The following is a 15,136-nucleotide window of genomic DNA, read 5'->3' as shown; positions in this document are numbered from 1 at the left end:
AACGTCAACGATGACGCGTGTTTCCTGAGTAAACGCGGCGCCTATGAGTTTTTCGCGAGCAAGCTCGCTCCTACAGGGGGGGTAGTCCCCGCATTTTGATTTTCACCGGGCTTGAGTCAGTAGTGGTACCACTTCAGCTCAAGCATCACTTCATTCACTGGCGTGGACAGGTGGCTGAACTCACGCTGGGCACTCAGGCGCAGGCCCAGGTTGCGCGACAGTTCCCATTGCTGGTTGAGGCTGATGCTGCGCCGCACTTCGCCGTTGGTGAAGAAATCGCCCTTGGCTTCCAGGCTCAGGTTGCCCAACGGGTTTTTCCACAGCACGCCGGTATTGAAACCGGCGGCGGGGGAGATGGCTTCGCTGAAGTCGTTGTTGTGTTCCACGCGCACGGTGCCGAGGGCGAAGCCGAGCATGTCGTCGGAGAGTTGCCAGGTGCCACCGGCGCCGCCGTTGACGTGGGCTACGAGGGTTTCGTCGTCGTGTTTGCCCGGCACGCGTTCCAGGCCGCCGGTGACTTGCCACGACCAGGGTTGCAGCAGCGCATTGCGTGGCGTCAGCGAGCGGATGGTGGCCAGGTCCAGTTGCTGGAGCTGCCAGTGATTGCCCTCGTACTGGCGCAACTTCATTTGCAGGATTTCGATCTGCGCGCCCAAGGGGAAGCCTTCGGCGTTGTCGTTGAGGTCGTGATAGGCCATGCGCAAGCCGTATTCGCCGAAGGCTTTGTCGCCGCGGGTGCCGATGCCGGCTTGCCAGGTGCGCGACTCGTGGCCGTTTTCCGGCAGGCCGGGCGGGGTGATCTTCAGGTCGGGCGCCGGGTTCTGGTTGATTGCGCGCAGCAGTTCGAAGCTGCGCTGGGAGCGTGTCGCATCGCGCTCCAGACCGTTGGCGCGGTAGCGGCCCAGGCGGTAAGCGGCGTCCACAATCAATGCCTGGCGTTCGCGGGGCAGGGCTTTGAATGCAGGCTCCTGCAGTTGCTTTTGGTCATCGCTGATTTTCAACACCCACTGCTGCTCATCGCTGTCCAGCGGCTTGGCGCGTTCGAGCAGTTCACGTTCACGCGAAGGCCGATAGTCGATCTTTTCCACTAGCCCCGCATCCTTTACCGCTTTGACGGTATCGGTAGGGATCGCGGTGAGTGGGAATTGCTCAGTCAAACGCAGGCCAGGGCGGGCCACTTGCAGCAGTTCCAGCAGGCGATAGGAGCAGTTTTCGTCGAAGAAGAAGTAATCGAACTGGATCTGTTTGAGCTCCCACACATGTTCGACCATCCGCTTGGTTTCGACTTCCGTGAGGTTCAGGCGGTATTCCCACAAATCGCGGTTTTCGAGGCTGCGGTATTCGGAGAGCTTTTCCTGGTAAGGCACCAGGGCGAACAGGCCGGGATAACCGCCCATCAGGCCCTTCCAGGCATAGAGGATGCTGTTGTCGGAGCCTTCGATATAGGCACCGAAGTTAATTGCATAGCTGAGCAGCGCGGTGTTGTTGCTTTGCACGTCGGCCTGGTCGATGCGCAGCAGGGTGTGGCCGAACATCGACGACGGGCTGTTGAGGTAGGCCGCCGGGAAGATCATCACCGCACTATGGGGCGCGACGTCCTTGAACCACTGGGTGAACTCTTTGCATTCCAGGGCGGGCAGGTCGTTCAGTTGCAACTGCGCCTTGAGCCAGCGGGTACGTGCGGGGTAAACGCATTGGGCGTGCTTTTCACCCAGGCTGGCCGGTGCATACAGCGCATCAACGGTGGCCTTGAGTTCCGCATCCGGATGGTGTGCGCCATCGGGAGCGAGGAAGAATTTCTTGTCGCTGACATAGCTGCGCCAGCCACTGACTTTGCCGGCTTCGTAGTGCCCCAGCGACAGCCAGAACGGATCATTGGCCAGTTGCTGCAAACGTTGATCATCAAGGTGCGGGGCCGCGTACAGCGGGGCGCAGGCGAAGAGTGCCAACCAGGCAAAGCGTTTGAGCATAGGGGCAACTTAAGTCAAAAAAGTGAGACCCAAAGGGGAGGCGGGTCCAAAAATAGTACCCGCGCCTCGAAAGGCGCGGGCAGGTCGAGCTTAAGCCTGGGTTGCGTATTTCGCCAGACGGGCATCGCTTTTCAGTACAGCAATGGTGTTGTTGTGCACGTCGTCAGCGGTCACGTCAGCCTTGCTGAAGATCTGCTGGAAGTGCTCGTGGGTCACGGCCGCGAAGTGATCGCGATCTTCCGGCGCAACACCCAGTACCACCGCGTAGGTGGTCAGCGCTTCGCCGTTGCCTTTGGCCATGTCTTCGGACAGCTCGTTCATCATGCCATTCATGGCAATCCAGGACTTGCCGCCGTAGGTCAGGGCGCTGTTGGTGCTGCAACCGTTGGTTCCCGAGGTCATGCCGAAGGTGGCGTTACCCGAAGTACCGTTGGTGGTGGAGGCGAGGAAGTGGGCCGGAGTACCGCGCTGGCCTTCAAACAACATGTTGCCCCAACCGCAGTTCGGGCCACCTGGTGCTTCTGCCATTGCATTGAGGGAGACGACGGTGAAGAGAGTACCAAGAAGGATCCGTTTCATAGCTTTGTTCTCTTTGTGTGCAAACCAATGGACAAGGGTTCAGGTGCTTCGCAGCACCCTAGGGGCCAGTTATTAGTCCAACCCGCGCAGTTTGGAGTTTAGGCACGTTCCCAGGGTTCCGTGTTTTTTTATAAACATTCAGTGGCGGGCGATTTTTTTGTAGGACGCGTGCCGTGTCTATGCTTTCCCGAAAGCGCGCCTTGCCAGAGCGCTCAACCGGGAGCCAGAATGCCCCATCTGCCCCGCCTGATGTAAGGAAGCCCGATGCCTGATCCTGTTGCTGCCAGCTTGCGTCTAGCGCCCGAAGCGCTGACTCGCCCTTTCTCCGCTGAACAGTTCAGCTTCTCGACCACCAATGATTTGGAGCCCTTTCGCGGTGTGCTTGGCCAGGAACGTGCGGTTGAAGCCTTGCAGTTCGGCGTGGCCATGCCACGCCCCGGTTACAACGTGTTTGTCATGGGCGAGCCGGGCACCGGCCGCTTTTCGTTCGTCAAACGCTACCTGAAAGCCGAAGGCAAGCGCCTGCAAACCCCGGCGGACTGGGTTTATGTGAATAATTTCGATGAGCCCCGCGAGCCCCGCGCCCTGGAATTACCGGGTGGCGCCGCCGCGGCGTTTATTGCCGATATCAACGCCTTGGTGGATAACCTGGTCGCCACCTTCCCGGCGGTGTTCGAACACCCGACTTATCAACAGCGTAAAAGCGCCATCGACCGGGCGTTCAACCAGCGCTACGACAAAGCGCTGGACGTGATCGAACGCCTGGCCTTGGAAAAAGACGTGGCGCTGTACCGCGACAGCTCCAACATCGCCTTCACGCCGATGCTCGACGGCAAGGCGCTGGATGAAGCCGAGTTTTCGCAACTGCCGGAAGCCGATCGCGAGCGCTTCCACACCGATATCTCCGAGCTGGAAGAACGCCTCAACGAAGAGCTGGCCAGCCTGCCGCAGTGGAAGCGCGAGTCCAACAACCAGCTGCGCCAGTTCAACGAAGAAACCATCACCCTGGCCCTGCAGCCGTTGCTGGCACCGTTGTCGGAAAAGTATGCAGAAAACGCCGGGGTCTGTGGCTATCTGCAGGCCATGCAGGTGTACTTGCTCAAAACCGTGGTCGAGCAATTGGTGGACGACGCCAAGACCGACGCCCAGGCGCGCAAGCTGCTTGAGGAGCAATACTGCCCGAGCCTGGTGGTGGGCCACTCGGTCAACGGTGGCGCGCCGGTGGTGTTTGAACCGCACCCGACCTACGACAACCTGTTCGGCCGTATCGAATACAGCACCGACCAGGGCGCGCTCTATACCACCTACCGCCAGCTGCGTCCCGGCGCGTTGCACCGCGCCAATGGCGGCTTCCTGATTCTGGAAGCCGAAAAAATGCTCAGCGAGCCCTTTGTGTGGGATGCGCTCAAGCGTTCCCTGCAATCGCGCAAGCTGAAGATGGAATCGCCCCTGGGCGAACTCGGCCGCCTGGCCACCGTGACCCTCAACCCGCAGATGATTCCCTTGCAGGTCAAGGTGATCATCATCGGTTCGCGCCAGTTGTATTACGCCCTGCAAGACGCCGACCCGGACTTCCAGGAGATGTTCCGCGTATTGGTGGACTTCGACGAAGACATCCCCATGGTCGACGAGAGCCTGGAGCAGTTCGCCCAGTTGCTCAAAACCCGTACTTCGGAAGAAGGCATGGCGCCGCTGACCTCGGACGCGGTGGCGCGCCTGGCGACTTACAGCGCACGCCTGGCCGAACATCAAGGCCGCTTGTCTGCGCGTATTGGTGATTTGTTCCAGTTGGTCAGCGAGGCGGACTTTATTCGCCACCTGGCGGGCGATGAGATGACCGATGCCGGGCATATCGAGCGCGCCCTCAAGGCCAAGGCCACGCGCACCGGCCGTGTGTCGGCGCGGATTCTCGACGACATGCTCGCCGGCGTCATCCTCATCGACACCGCCGGTGCGGCCGTGGGCAAGTGCAACGGCCTGACGGTGCTGGAAGTGGGCGACTCGGCATTCGGCGTGCCGGCGCGGATTTCCGCCACGGTGTACCCGGGCGGCAGCGGCATTGTCGACATCGAGCGCGAAGTTAACCTCGGCCAGCCAATTCACTCCAAGGGCGTGATGATCCTCACCGGTTACCTGGGCAGCCGTTATGCCCAGGAATTCCCGTTGGCCATCTCCGCCAGTATTGCCCTGGAGCAGTCCTACGGCTATGTGGACGGCGACAGTGCGTCCCTGGGCGAGGCGTGCACCTTGATCTCGGCCTTGTCGAAGACGCCGCTCAAGCAATGCTTTGCGATCACCGGCTCGATCAACCAGTTTGGTGAAGTGCAGGCGGTGGGCGGGGTCAACGAGAAGATCGAAGGCTTCTTCCGCCTCTGCGAAGCCCGTGGGTTGACCGGTGAGCAGGGGGCGATCATCCCTCAGGCCAACGTCGCCACGCTGATGCTCGACGAGAAAGTGTTGCAGGCTGTGCGTGCCGGGCAGTTCCATATCTATGCGGTGCGCCAGGCCGATGAGGCCTTGAGCCTGCTGGTGGGCGAGGATGCCGGCGAGCCGGACGCCGAGGGGCAATTCCCGGAAGGCACCGTGAATGCGCGGGTGGTGGAGCGCTTGCGGGCGATTGCCGAGATGATCAGTGAGGAGGATTTGAAGGAGGCGGAGAAAGAGCTGGCGCAGCAGGCGTTGGCAGAAGCCAAGCCGACCTGATTGCTGTCATCACTCGGTCAAGGTGGGAGCTGGCTTGCCTGCGATAGCGGTGTATCAGTCAACTGGGAGGTTGGCTGTGAGTCTGTCATCGCAGGCAAGCCAGCTCCCACACTGGTCCGTGGTGTTTTTGGGAACGTTTAGCGTGCCACAAAATTGACTCCACCCTCAGGGACCAACGCCCGTTGGTCTCTACAACCTTGGATTGTCGTGTTTTTCTTCTATTCTCAGAATCAGGGATATCCACAGGAGTCGCAGGATAGAAACAGCCTCGCCGTGCGCTGGGGCTGAACACCGATCTACCGAGGGTCGCCGCCATGTCGCGCAACCTTTGCCTTACCCGCCAGTGCCTGGGCCTGGTCACCCGTATCGAATGCTCCATTCGCCCTCTGGCCGGGGATAACGGGATGTGGACGCTGCTATTTGCCGCCGGCATGTCGGGCGAACAGCCTTCCACCGTCAAATCCCAGGGCCCGTTTCATGGGCCCTTCGTGGCAGAACGCATGCTGGGCACCATCGTCGATAGCCTGACCTTGCACGGCTACGAGCAAATGGACGAACCGCAGATCTGGTGCCTGCACCTGCAGGCCCATCTGCGCCAACTCAATGGCGGCCAGGAGCGGCTGGCCCTCTGAGGATCGTTCCCACGCTCCGCGTGGTAACGCCGCCCCGGACGCTCCGCGTCCACCCAGGGCTATTTGCTCTCAGGCCTGTCCAGCTTCACCTCAAAACCGTACTGCACGGTGCTGAGGTCGGTGCGCTGGTAACTTTCCAGCGTGGTCGGCTGGCCGTAGAAGTAATGCACGTCAAACATCGCCGTGCCGTATTCCTCGGCGCGGTGGCTGACGCCGAGGATCTCCTTGAGGTAATTGCCGCTGGCATCCTTGGCGTAGAAGCGCCAGCTGTCGGCGGGGAAGTCCTTCTGGTCGACGATCAGCGCGTTGTCCTTCAGCGACAGGCCCTTGGGCAGCTTGGCGGCGTCAATCGTGGCCTTCTCGATGGTGGCCAAAAACAACGGTACCGAGCCCACCACAAACGCCGGGGTCTCCGGGAACAGATTAAGGTCGTAAGTCAGTGTGCCGTTTACTGCGTTCAGCTCGAAAGCCTCGGTCGGCAGCTCGATGGGCTCGCCGCGCTCGCCCTTGTCATCGGCGGTGAAAAAGGTGATAGGCGCGTCACTGTTGTTGCGCTCGGCACCGACCAGGTCGTCATTGAAGGTGAACGGATGGTCAAACACGATTTTTGCGGCACTGGCGTCTTCGGTCGATTGGCTGAGGGTGACGCTGTTTTTCAGTTGCTCCTCGGTCATCGACGCATCTTTGAGCCAACTGGCGGCGCCGTCGTCATACACCGTGACCGGCATTGGCAGGGGCTGTACGGTCTTTTGCAGGCTGTTCCTGTCAAAGCGCATCACCGGCAGGTCCAGGTCTTTACGGGTGAGCGTGGCCTTGGAGAAATCCAGCACGTTCACCTGCAGGTTATCGATCAGCCCGTTGAAATACACCTTGGCGTAATGGCTTGTCTGCTGGCGCTCGAAGGCTTTTTGCGCGTCTGTGAGCTGTTTATCGAAGGCATCGGACCACGCGGTTTGTTTCTGCATCTCGGCCAGTTGTTTCTCATAGAACGCCACTTGCGCGGCACTCTCGTTGATCGAGCCTGAGCGGGTCAGAAATTGCCCGGTGCTGTCCCGTGCCTGCACCAGCAGCGGATTGGGTGACGCGTCGCCGACTTCGGCGGCCAGGGGCTGGCTGTTGGTCAATTCGATCTCGGCGTAGTTCTTTTCCAGCGTCAGCAGGTTGAGGGTGATATTGCCATCTGTGCGTTTATGGCCCACGTCTTGTTTGGTCAGGTCGAACGTCAGCACCTTGCCCGGGGTGATCACCTCCACCGCGCCCTTGAGGCTGATGGGTTGTGGCTGGCTCTTGTTTTCCGTCTCGATGCCTTCGATAAACGGGTAGGTCACCGTCAGGTCGTCGGGGTTGGTCAGGTTGGAGCTGCTGGGGCTCAGCTGGATGCCGGGGTCGGTTTCTGACCATTCCGGCTGGAAGGGAATGACTTTATTGTTGCTCAGGGTGACCGACTGCCATTCCAGGCCATGGGGGAAGGGGAACTGGTCCGGGGCGTTGAAGTTGAACGGGAAGACCGGCTGCAAATCCGTCAGGTAGTCGGAGTGCGAGGTTTTGCGCAGTACGAACAGGCCATTGATGTAGGTGTCCACCAGCGCTTGGGGCGTAGGGTAATGCTTGAGCAGGGCCAGGCTGTCTTCGCCGTATTCGGCTTCGATGGGCTTGCTGGCGAGCTTGACGCGCGCACGTTCCAGCAACAGCAGCGAGCCGCCCAGGTCCGCAATGGCATCGCGCAGTTTAGGGTCCTGGATGCTGTCCAGGGACTGTTCGAACTTCGTGGTTTTCTCTTCGAGGGTCGCCTGCTTCTGCTCTTCTTTGGGGGAGCAGCCGCTGGCCATCAGCAACGCCGCGCACAGGCCGAGAGCGGCCAAAGGGGATCGCACATCCATCATCTGAGTTTTCCTGTCCGACATCATCGAGCCGAGTGAATGGTCTCGACACTAGCAGAAAAATTCTCTTACAGATGCCACTTGGGTCAGTTTTCTCGCGGTGACAGGGGCCGGGTGGCGGCTGGTATACTCGGCACCATTTTTAGCCAAGCTGTGTGAGATTCAATGGAACGCTTTATCGAAAATACGATGTACGCCTCGCGTTGGCTGCTGGCGCCGATCTACCTGGGCCTGTCCCTAGGCTTGCTGGTCCTGGCGCTGAAATTCTTCCAGGAAATCATTCATGTGATTCCCAACATCTTCACCATGTTGGAAGCCGAAGTGATCCTGCTGCTGCTGTCGTTGATCGACATGGCGCTGGTGGGCGGCTTGCTGGTGATGGTGATGATCTCCGGCTACGAGAACTTCGTGTCGCAGCTGGATATCGACGAAAACAAGGAAAAGCTCAACTGGCTGGGCACCATGGACTCTTCGTCGCTGAAGATGAAAGTGGCGGCCTCCATCGTGGCGATTTCCTCCATCCACCTGCTGCGCATCTTCATGGACGCCAAGAACGTCGATCCAGAGCACCTGATGTGGTACGTGATCATCCACATGACGTTCGTGGTCTCGGCGTTTGCCATGGGCTACCTGGACAAGCTCACCAAGCATTGATATCGCGCGCCGGCCTTACTGCTCCACGAAGTAATAAGGCTGGCGGTTGATCGCCATTTGCTTGATCACCGTAACCGGCTCTTTCAGCCGGTCGGTGTGGTCCGTCAACGCAACGTTGCCGGGCTTGGCGGTGAGGAAGGCGCGCAGTTCGGCTTCGGTGTTCAGGATCGGCAAGTAGGCCTGCAGGTAGAACACGCTGGCGCCGTCGATGCGCTCGTTGGGTTGGTACATCGCCACCGTCCTGCCTTCGTCTTGCAGGGTCTGGATCTGGCTGATCACGGGTACGAATGAATGGCGCACATCGGCTTTGGGGGCAAACCAGAACGCTGCGCTCAGGTAGCAGGCGATCGCCAGGGTGAAAACCCCGCCGATGATCTGTCGGTGATAGCGGTACAGCCTCGGCTTATGGTCTTTGGCCCACTCCAGCAGCACCCGCGCATATTCGGCGGCCAATACTGCGGCGGCTGGCGTCACCGCCATCAAGTACACGGTGCGTTTGCTGGAAGCCAGGGTCAACAGGGTGAACTGCGCCACCAGCCACACACTGAAAAACAACCGGTAGCGGTTGCGCACCAGGCTTTTGCGGAAATGCCACAGGCCCAGGTACACCAGGATGTTCCAGGGCAGGAACGCCTCGGGCAGTTTCGCGAGGTAATAGTAAAACGGCTCGTAATGCCCGGCTTCTACGAACGAACCGCTGAAGCGCCCGACGCTATTGGTCCATAACACTTCACCCACCGCCTGCATCCCGCCGCGCTGAAACAGAAACCCCAGCCAGATCAGCAACGGCACCAAGGCCAACAGCGTGAACAGCGCCGGCTTGAGCCAATCGCCCAGCCGCAGGCGCTTATCCATGAGGCTGGTGCAAAGCAAGTACACAAAAATCACAATGCCCGGCATCGCCAGGCCCAACACGCCCTTGCTCAACGTGGCGATGACCATCCCGGCGGTAAACAACGCCCAGGCCCAGGTACTCGAACCTTCACGATCGGGCCGTACCGCCTGGTAAAACCCCAGCAGGGCAGCGGTGACACCGAGGCTGAGCAACGAATCCTCACCCACCCCCCGCACATTGCCCCAATAACTGGCCATGGTCGCCAGGATCAGCGCAGCGCTGAACGCCAGCGTCTGCGGCCGCCCGAACCGCCGCAGCATCCCGTACAACAGCATCACACTGAACAACCCGGCAAACGCCGACGCCAAGCGCACCGCCCCGGTGCTGGCGCCAAACAAACGAATCGCCCCGGCATCCAGCCATAGGCTCAGGGGCGGTTTTTCCAGGAAGGGTTCACGAAACAGGCGCGGCACCACCCAGTCATCGTCCAAGTGCATCGCCATGGCGATCCCGGACACCCGAGCCTCGGTAGAGCCTTGCAGCTCATGGTTGCCGAGGGCGAAAAAGAACAACAGAGCAGCAAGCAAGAGCAGCAGGGGAGCGGGGCGCGTCATGGAGTCTGGCTACCGAGGCATGAGACCGATCGGGCGACCGGTCATGGGTAGTCAGGGAGTATACGAGCGCGATTCTTAACCTTTGGTGAACGGCCGTGGGGTTTTTCTCCGGCGGATCAAGGCAGTTTCAAGCTGGGCACTGCCGCTTTGCCTTGTTCGGTCAGCACCGGCTCCAATTGCTCCCAGGTAAAGCTCAAGTCGTTGTCGCAACCGTCACCATTGGCCGGTGTCGAGAGTTGCAGGCCCTGGGTGTTGAAGCTGAGGTGAAAGATGGAGTAATCGGTGATCGCCGGGCAGCCCTCGTCGGTGGTGGTTTGCTTGGCCAGCCAAGGGCTGAAGGCGGCCGGCAGCTTCAAATGGCCGGAATAGGCGTCATGCCATTGCTGATGGCCGCCGAGCCAGGTCCATGGGTCCACACTGTCACCGGTTTGCAGGTTCCAGGAGTGCAGGCCCCAACTGATGCCCATGGCGCCTTGGCCTGCGGCCCAGCGGTAGAACCGCACGGTGAGAAATTGCGATGACCAATAGGCGGGCTCAACCTCGATCTCACTGGTATAAACCGAACCGTTTCGACCCAGGTATTCACGCCGTTCATAAAAATAGTCGGTTAAATCTTCGTCATTGACGGCCAGGGCGGCGAGCTGCTGGTTGATCTTCTGCACCGCCGGGCTGTCACCCGCAAGCTTGAGCGTGACGCGGGGGCCTTGGGTCTTGAGCTGGTAGGTGTGGTTGTGGAAAGTCTTCTTCTCGGTCTTGATCGGCAGCGGCGCGGCTTCCATGGGCGCGTTATAGGCATCGCTGCCGCAGCCGTCCGCACTAATGCGGCGTAAAGCCAGTGGCAGCGGCGTGCCGCCATCTGTTTTGCTCCAGGCACCAGAAAGGGTATCGCCCTGAGGTTTTTGCAGGGCCCAGAAACCGGTGTTGCCTTCCTCCACCCAAGGGGCGTTGTCGTTGGCCTGGGTCAGTTGAATCGGGGTACGGATGCGCTGGTAGTAATAACTGCCATGCTCCCCGTCGGCGCCGTTGAAACAGACGGTGATAGCGGACTTGCCCAAAGTACCTTGCCAAACCCCGGCCAACTCGGCAGCGGTGGCGAGTGAAGGGATGACGGCGAGGGCGATGACGGCGAAGGGCTTGAACACGGGTATCTGACTTCCGGTTGTCTGATAAAGGCCGTCAGGGTAATGGGAAGTGTGAGGGGATGCCAGCGGGCGAGATGCGCTGAGGCAGCTCGCCCGTTCGCGTGTTTTAGGGCTGTGGTGTCTGGGTAGTGAATGGTTGGGTGTTCAAGACCCGTTCTACGAGTAACTCGCGTAGAACGATCAATTGCTGAGCGGCCAGCAACTTGTGGCGGTGCGCGCCTTCAAGTTCGAAAGCCAGGTCGGTGGTCATGGCGTTGAGGGAGGCGAGGGTTTCGCTGGCTTGGATTAGCAGGGTTTCGGGGTGGATGTTTTCGGCGAGGATGAAGAGGGTGGTTGGGGGATTGGGGGTGATTTTTTTCATGGCTCAAACTCCTTGATTGATGGAGTCGCCAGACATCGCTGCTAAACGAAAAGGGTGGCGACCGTACGCGGGTTAGCAGACCAGGAATCAAGGAACCCGGCGCACCCGAAAGTGCCCCACGCACAGCCGCCATGATACGAACCAGCGGATGCAGAAAGCATCGCCCGAACGGATGGTGGCTTTGCAGGCCTTGATATTAACCGAGCTGCTAAACCCGGTCGCTGATTTTGCAGCGACAGGGGGAAGGCTAGGCTTGTTGGTTGGGGGGCGCTAGTTCATCAATAGCGCTGCATCTTGCGGGAAAATTCCGAAGCCCGGTCCTGTTGACCTTCCCCCGTCTTCAGGCTCTGTTAAAAGCTCCAGTCCTCAGCCCGAACCACCTGGCAGAACGGCCCGCACCGCCCCGGTGTTGGTGCCTTTAGCGAACGAATGGGGAAATATTGAGCGCAGGTGTTGCGTTCGTCACCACAATCCCCAAAGGCCCGCTGCGCTTTTCCACCGTCGCCCAGCCCTGATCACCGCTACCGCCCACATGACAGATCTTGATTTGCTTGTTCACTTCCGTATCGAACACCAGGATGCCTGAACAACTACGGCTGCCGCCTGTTGTGTATTCGTACTGGGTTGTGTAGGTGCGCAGCGTCGCACTTGTAAGAAGGATGACGACTGCTAGCAGGGAGATCATGGCCATGGCACTTGCGATGAACGTACCGAGAAAAAACCTCAATCGGTCCAGGGGCTTTTTACGCAGCCATTCGGTTTTCCTGACGCGCCAGACATAGAGCATCAGCACAATTGCCAGCACCGGCGACGCGATCAGGCAGATCTTCTCGGCCAACGGCTTGAAGTGCACAGACGGCCAGATAACGAATACCCAGGCCAGCACCAGCGCCATGGACACCAGCATGCCAATGGCGACCGGTATTACGAAGGCGTAGGAGTTTTTGTTCAATGGGAGTTCGTCCTTGTCATCAATGCTTTGAGGGCCGCGGCGGGGGATATGATGGCAGCGATGCGCTTGGATGTCTGAGACGCATGACAGAAAAAGGCCGAGCCGCTGAACGCGCCTCGGCCTTTTGGTTACTGGAAGGTTTGCCTGTCTTGGGTGAGCACCAGCACCCGCTCAACCAACAGCTCACCCAGCACGGTGAGTTGCTGAGCGGCCAACAGCTTGTGGCGGTTGGCGCCTTCCAGTTCGAAGGCCAGGTCGGTGGTCATGGCGTTGAGAGAGGCGAGAGTTTCGCTGGCTTGGATCAGGAGGGTTTCGCAGGGAATGTCTGGAGAGAGTGTGAAGAGGTTGGCGGAGGGGGGATTGGGGGTGATCTTTTTCACGATGAAGCTCCTACACTGTTTAAGGAGCTGCCTCCCCCTGCTGTCAAACAGAATAGGTGGCCGCTGTACGCGGGTTGACAGACCGGAAGTGTAGGAACCCGGCGCACCCGAAGATGCCCCACGCACAGCCGCCATGAACAGGGCGGAATGCGTAAGCATGCCGTCTTATCACGGGGTGTGAAAGGTTACACTTTTCGGCCTGTCAAAGCCGGACGCTGATCATCAGCGACGCAAAGAAGTTAGCGTTGTGAGGTGGCTTGCGCTAGTTCACCAACAGCGCGGCAACTTGCGGGAAAATTCCGAAGCTCGGCTCTGCGGGGTTCAAGCCTGGGTTCATGATTATTACTGGTGTGTTTTTGCCAGGCGAAAAAAAGCTCAGGACTGCTGGGCAGGTTCTAACAATTGCCTGCGCGCTGTACTGAGCTGGTAGAGGGTTTTGTTCAGTCGCTGCCTGAGCGCCAAGGACGAGATGGGGCTATCGTCGAGTCTGGCGCTGCGATTGCTGCAACAGTCGCAGGTTATTCGCGACAGGCGAGTTTGGCCAGTTCACCAACAGCGCGCCATATTGCGGGAAAATTCCGAAGCACTGCTCTGGCGACTTTCTTTCCTCCGGAAACCTCTGCTAAAAGCTCCAGTCCTCAGCCTGAACCAACTGGCAGAACGGCCCATTGAGCGTGGCATTGTGATGAGCCACGATGGCCTCGGCTTTCATCAAAGGCGTATCAGAACAGGTATGACCGTCGGCGATAAGTACCGCATCGAAGCCAAGATCACGCGCGGCACGGCAGGTGCTGTCGATGCAGTATTGCGTTTTCATCCCGGTGATTACCACACCGGTGGCGCCGCTGGAGCGCAGATTGTCCGCCAGGTCAGTCATTGCAAAAGCGTTAGGCCGACGCTTTTCGAACACCACTTCTCCGCCCAGCAACTTCAGTTCCTCTACAACCAGCGTGAGCGGGCTGCCTGGTTCGATTGGCGAGCCGACAGGGCCGATGTGACGCGCGAGAAAAATCGGTGCGCCTGCGCTGCGAGCCTTGTCCATCAGGGCATTCAGCGTCTCCAACAGATCGTCGCAGCGCCAGGGTTTGTCCGGACCGTGGATGAGTCCGACTTGGATATCCAGTATCAACAGGGCGTACATGGGTGCATCTCCTTGCGTGTGAACCAGCGACACAAGGGCATAAAAAAGGCCCTGTCCATCGCTGGCGGGCCTTTGAAGTTCGTTGGTTATTGGCTCACGACACCTCGCACGCTCCGCTTGATGCGGTCGTGGTGGTGGTTGTCGAGGTCAGGCAATAGCCAGTCATGGGGTGACACTAGCATTGTGGTTGCTGGAAGGCCAGGTACAAATAAGACGTCCATGGATGTCTCTTTTCGTTGAGCCGGGGTAATCTGAGACCAGTCGGTATCTAACTGTTTCTGCTTGTAAATAATTATTTGGTCAACTTGCTTGGAATACCAGTTGGAACGCTGCGTGTCCTGGATTTCCATGGGCGATGCTTTTTTGGGCTCGGTCATCGGAAAGGAATTCGAATCGAATGTATCAAGCAAATCGTCGCGCTATCGATTGTTGCCCCGCGTGTACATGTCCCCACTCACAGGTAGGGATGACGGCTGCATTCGATATTGCTCGCGGTAGCGGCGTGCCCTTGTCAGTAAGCAACCATTTGCAGCGTTTACGCGGGCTGCCAAGTTGGCTTGATGGAATGCTGGCGTCGTCCAGCAATGGCTTGGCATAGCTTATGTCACTCGCTTGACCGCCAGAAAGGGGGAGTGCAGCGGTGTCCCGTTGGCATCGCAGAGCATGTGTATTTTGGTTGTCAGGCCACCGCGACTGCGGCCTAGAGCGTGATCGGCAGGATCATCAGGCCCCCTTTTTTCCGAGCTCTCGGGTTGCGCGTACGGTGGTTGAGTCGATCATCCTGGTTTGCAGATCGATCAAGCCTTCCTCATTCAATCTCAGGTGCAAGCGTTTGGCCGTCTGATCGAATGTTCCCTGATTTTGCCAGCCCGGGAACCTTGATACGCCGTTGACCATGGGCCGAAGCGCTGCGGCAAATCTCGCCACGCTGCACCCGAGCAGAGTACCCAGAGTACGTCATCGAGCATCAGACGATCGCTCAGGCGCGGCCGCCCTCGGTCATGAGTTTCGATGAAGAGACCAGCGACTACACCCCGGGCCTCATCCGAGAGTTCGTAATGCTCTGTCATCACAGAGTTCCTTTCCGCTGATGGTCGGGAACCCTACAGAATTTCAGCTTCCGAAGGGCGCCGATTGGGTTTCTCGGGCTTTTGTATAGAGTCTAGAGAGACCTGAGAGGCTCCGTATGTCTCTGACATGCAAGGGTTGCTCGGCCATGCATCAAACGTGAATCGCGATGACGTTGCGTCAAATTCTGCGTGAAATTTTGACGCAGCACAGGGTAAAATGGGG

The 15,136-nt window shown here is 59.1% G+C and carries 12 protein-coding genes and 1 pseudogene; 3 read left to right on the top strand and 10 right to left on the bottom strand.

Annotated elements, in window-relative coordinates; translation table 11 throughout:
* Positions 1-116: 116 nt before the first annotated feature.
* Together E1K68_RS23815 and E1K68_RS23810 are read right to left on the bottom strand one after the other, a co-directional pair.
* The gene (locus E1K68_RS23815; RefSeq protein ID WP_034133734.1) at positions 117-1,970 is read right to left on the bottom strand and encodes a DUF4105 domain-containing protein; all 1,854 of its coding nucleotides are present in this window, start codon (positions 1,968-1,970) and stop codon (positions 117-119) included.
* A 90-nt stretch (positions 1,971-2,060) separates the two neighbouring features.
* Positions 2,061-2,549, bottom strand: a complete 489-nt coding sequence (locus E1K68_RS23810) for a DUF3015 domain-containing protein (protein WP_003194274.1) — start codon at positions 2,547-2,549, stop codon at positions 2,061-2,063.
* A 264-nt stretch (positions 2,550-2,813) separates the two neighbouring features.
* Here E1K68_RS23810 and E1K68_RS23805 point away from each other — a divergent pair, with 264 nt between their 5' ends.
* Together E1K68_RS23805 and E1K68_RS23800 are read left to right on the top strand one after the other, a co-directional pair.
* Positions 2,814-5,252, top strand: a complete 2,439-nt coding sequence (locus E1K68_RS23805) for an ATP-binding protein (protein ID WP_003194272.1) — start codon at positions 2,814-2,816, stop codon at positions 5,250-5,252.
* A 314-nt stretch (positions 5,253-5,566) separates the two neighbouring features.
* Positions 5,567-5,884, top strand: a complete 318-nt coding sequence (locus tag E1K68_RS23800) for a hypothetical protein (protein WP_003194269.1) — start codon at positions 5,567-5,569, stop codon at positions 5,882-5,884.
* Positions 5,885-5,943: 59 nt separating this feature from the next.
* Here E1K68_RS23800 and E1K68_RS23795 read toward each other — a convergent pair whose 3' ends face one another.
* A complete protein-coding gene (locus tag E1K68_RS23795; protein WP_212614744.1) occupies positions 5,944-7,767 on the bottom strand; it encodes a hypothetical protein in 1,824 nt (607 codons plus the stop codon).
* Positions 7,768-7,929: 162 nt separating this feature from the next.
* On the opposite strand from E1K68_RS23795, the gene E1K68_RS23790 reads away from it, so the two are divergent.
* A complete protein-coding gene (locus E1K68_RS23790; RefSeq protein WP_003194267.1) occupies positions 7,930-8,418 on the top strand; it encodes a TIGR00645 family protein in 489 nt (162 codons plus the stop codon).
* Between the two features lie 15 nt (positions 8,419-8,433).
* Here the strand turns inward: E1K68_RS23790 and E1K68_RS23785 are convergent, their stop codons facing one another.
* The 7 genes and pseudogenes from E1K68_RS23785 to E1K68_RS27955 all read right to left on the bottom strand — a co-directional run.
* Entirely contained in the window at positions 8,434-9,867 is a 1,434-nt protein-coding gene (locus E1K68_RS23785) for a glycosyltransferase family 39 protein (RefSeq protein ID WP_212614743.1), read from the bottom strand.
* A gap of 116 nt (positions 9,868-9,983) precedes the next feature.
* Entirely contained in the window at positions 9,984-11,009 is a 1,026-nt protein-coding gene (locus E1K68_RS23780; protein WP_212614742.1) for a hypothetical protein, read from the bottom strand.
* 106 nt (positions 11,010-11,115) lie between these two features.
* Positions 11,116-11,370, bottom strand: coding sequence for a DUF6124 family protein (locus tag E1K68_RS23775; RefSeq protein WP_212614741.1), 255 nt, complete (start codon positions 11,368-11,370; stop codon positions 11,116-11,118).
* A 418-nt stretch (positions 11,371-11,788) separates the two neighbouring features.
* On the bottom strand, positions 11,789-12,322 hold the full coding sequence (locus E1K68_RS23770) for a hypothetical protein (RefSeq protein ID WP_212614740.1): 534 nt from the start codon (positions 12,320-12,322) through the stop codon (positions 11,789-11,791).
* A 128-nt stretch (positions 12,323-12,450) separates the two neighbouring features.
* Positions 12,451-12,702 (bottom strand): DUF6124 family protein, encoded by a 252-nt coding sequence (locus E1K68_RS23765; RefSeq protein ID WP_057703292.1) that lies wholly within the window; start codon positions 12,700-12,702, stop codon positions 12,451-12,453.
* A gap of 622 nt (positions 12,703-13,324) precedes the next feature.
* Positions 13,325-13,843, bottom strand: a complete 519-nt coding sequence (locus E1K68_RS23760) for a cysteine hydrolase family protein (protein ID WP_212614739.1) — start codon at positions 13,841-13,843, stop codon at positions 13,325-13,327.
* Between the two features lie 470 nt (positions 13,844-14,313).
* Positions 14,314-14,913: pseudogene (locus E1K68_RS27955) on the bottom strand (IS5 family transposase); the annotation flags it as partial.
* Positions 14,914-15,136: the final 223 nt, after the last annotated feature.

Origin of the sequence: Pseudomonas sp. B2021 (assembly GCF_018135665.1) — a bacterium.
Taxonomy (GTDB): domain Bacteria; phylum Pseudomonadota; class Gammaproteobacteria; order Pseudomonadales; family Pseudomonadaceae; genus Aquipseudomonas; species Aquipseudomonas lactis.
This window is presented reverse-complemented; position numbering and strand designations above follow the sequence as displayed.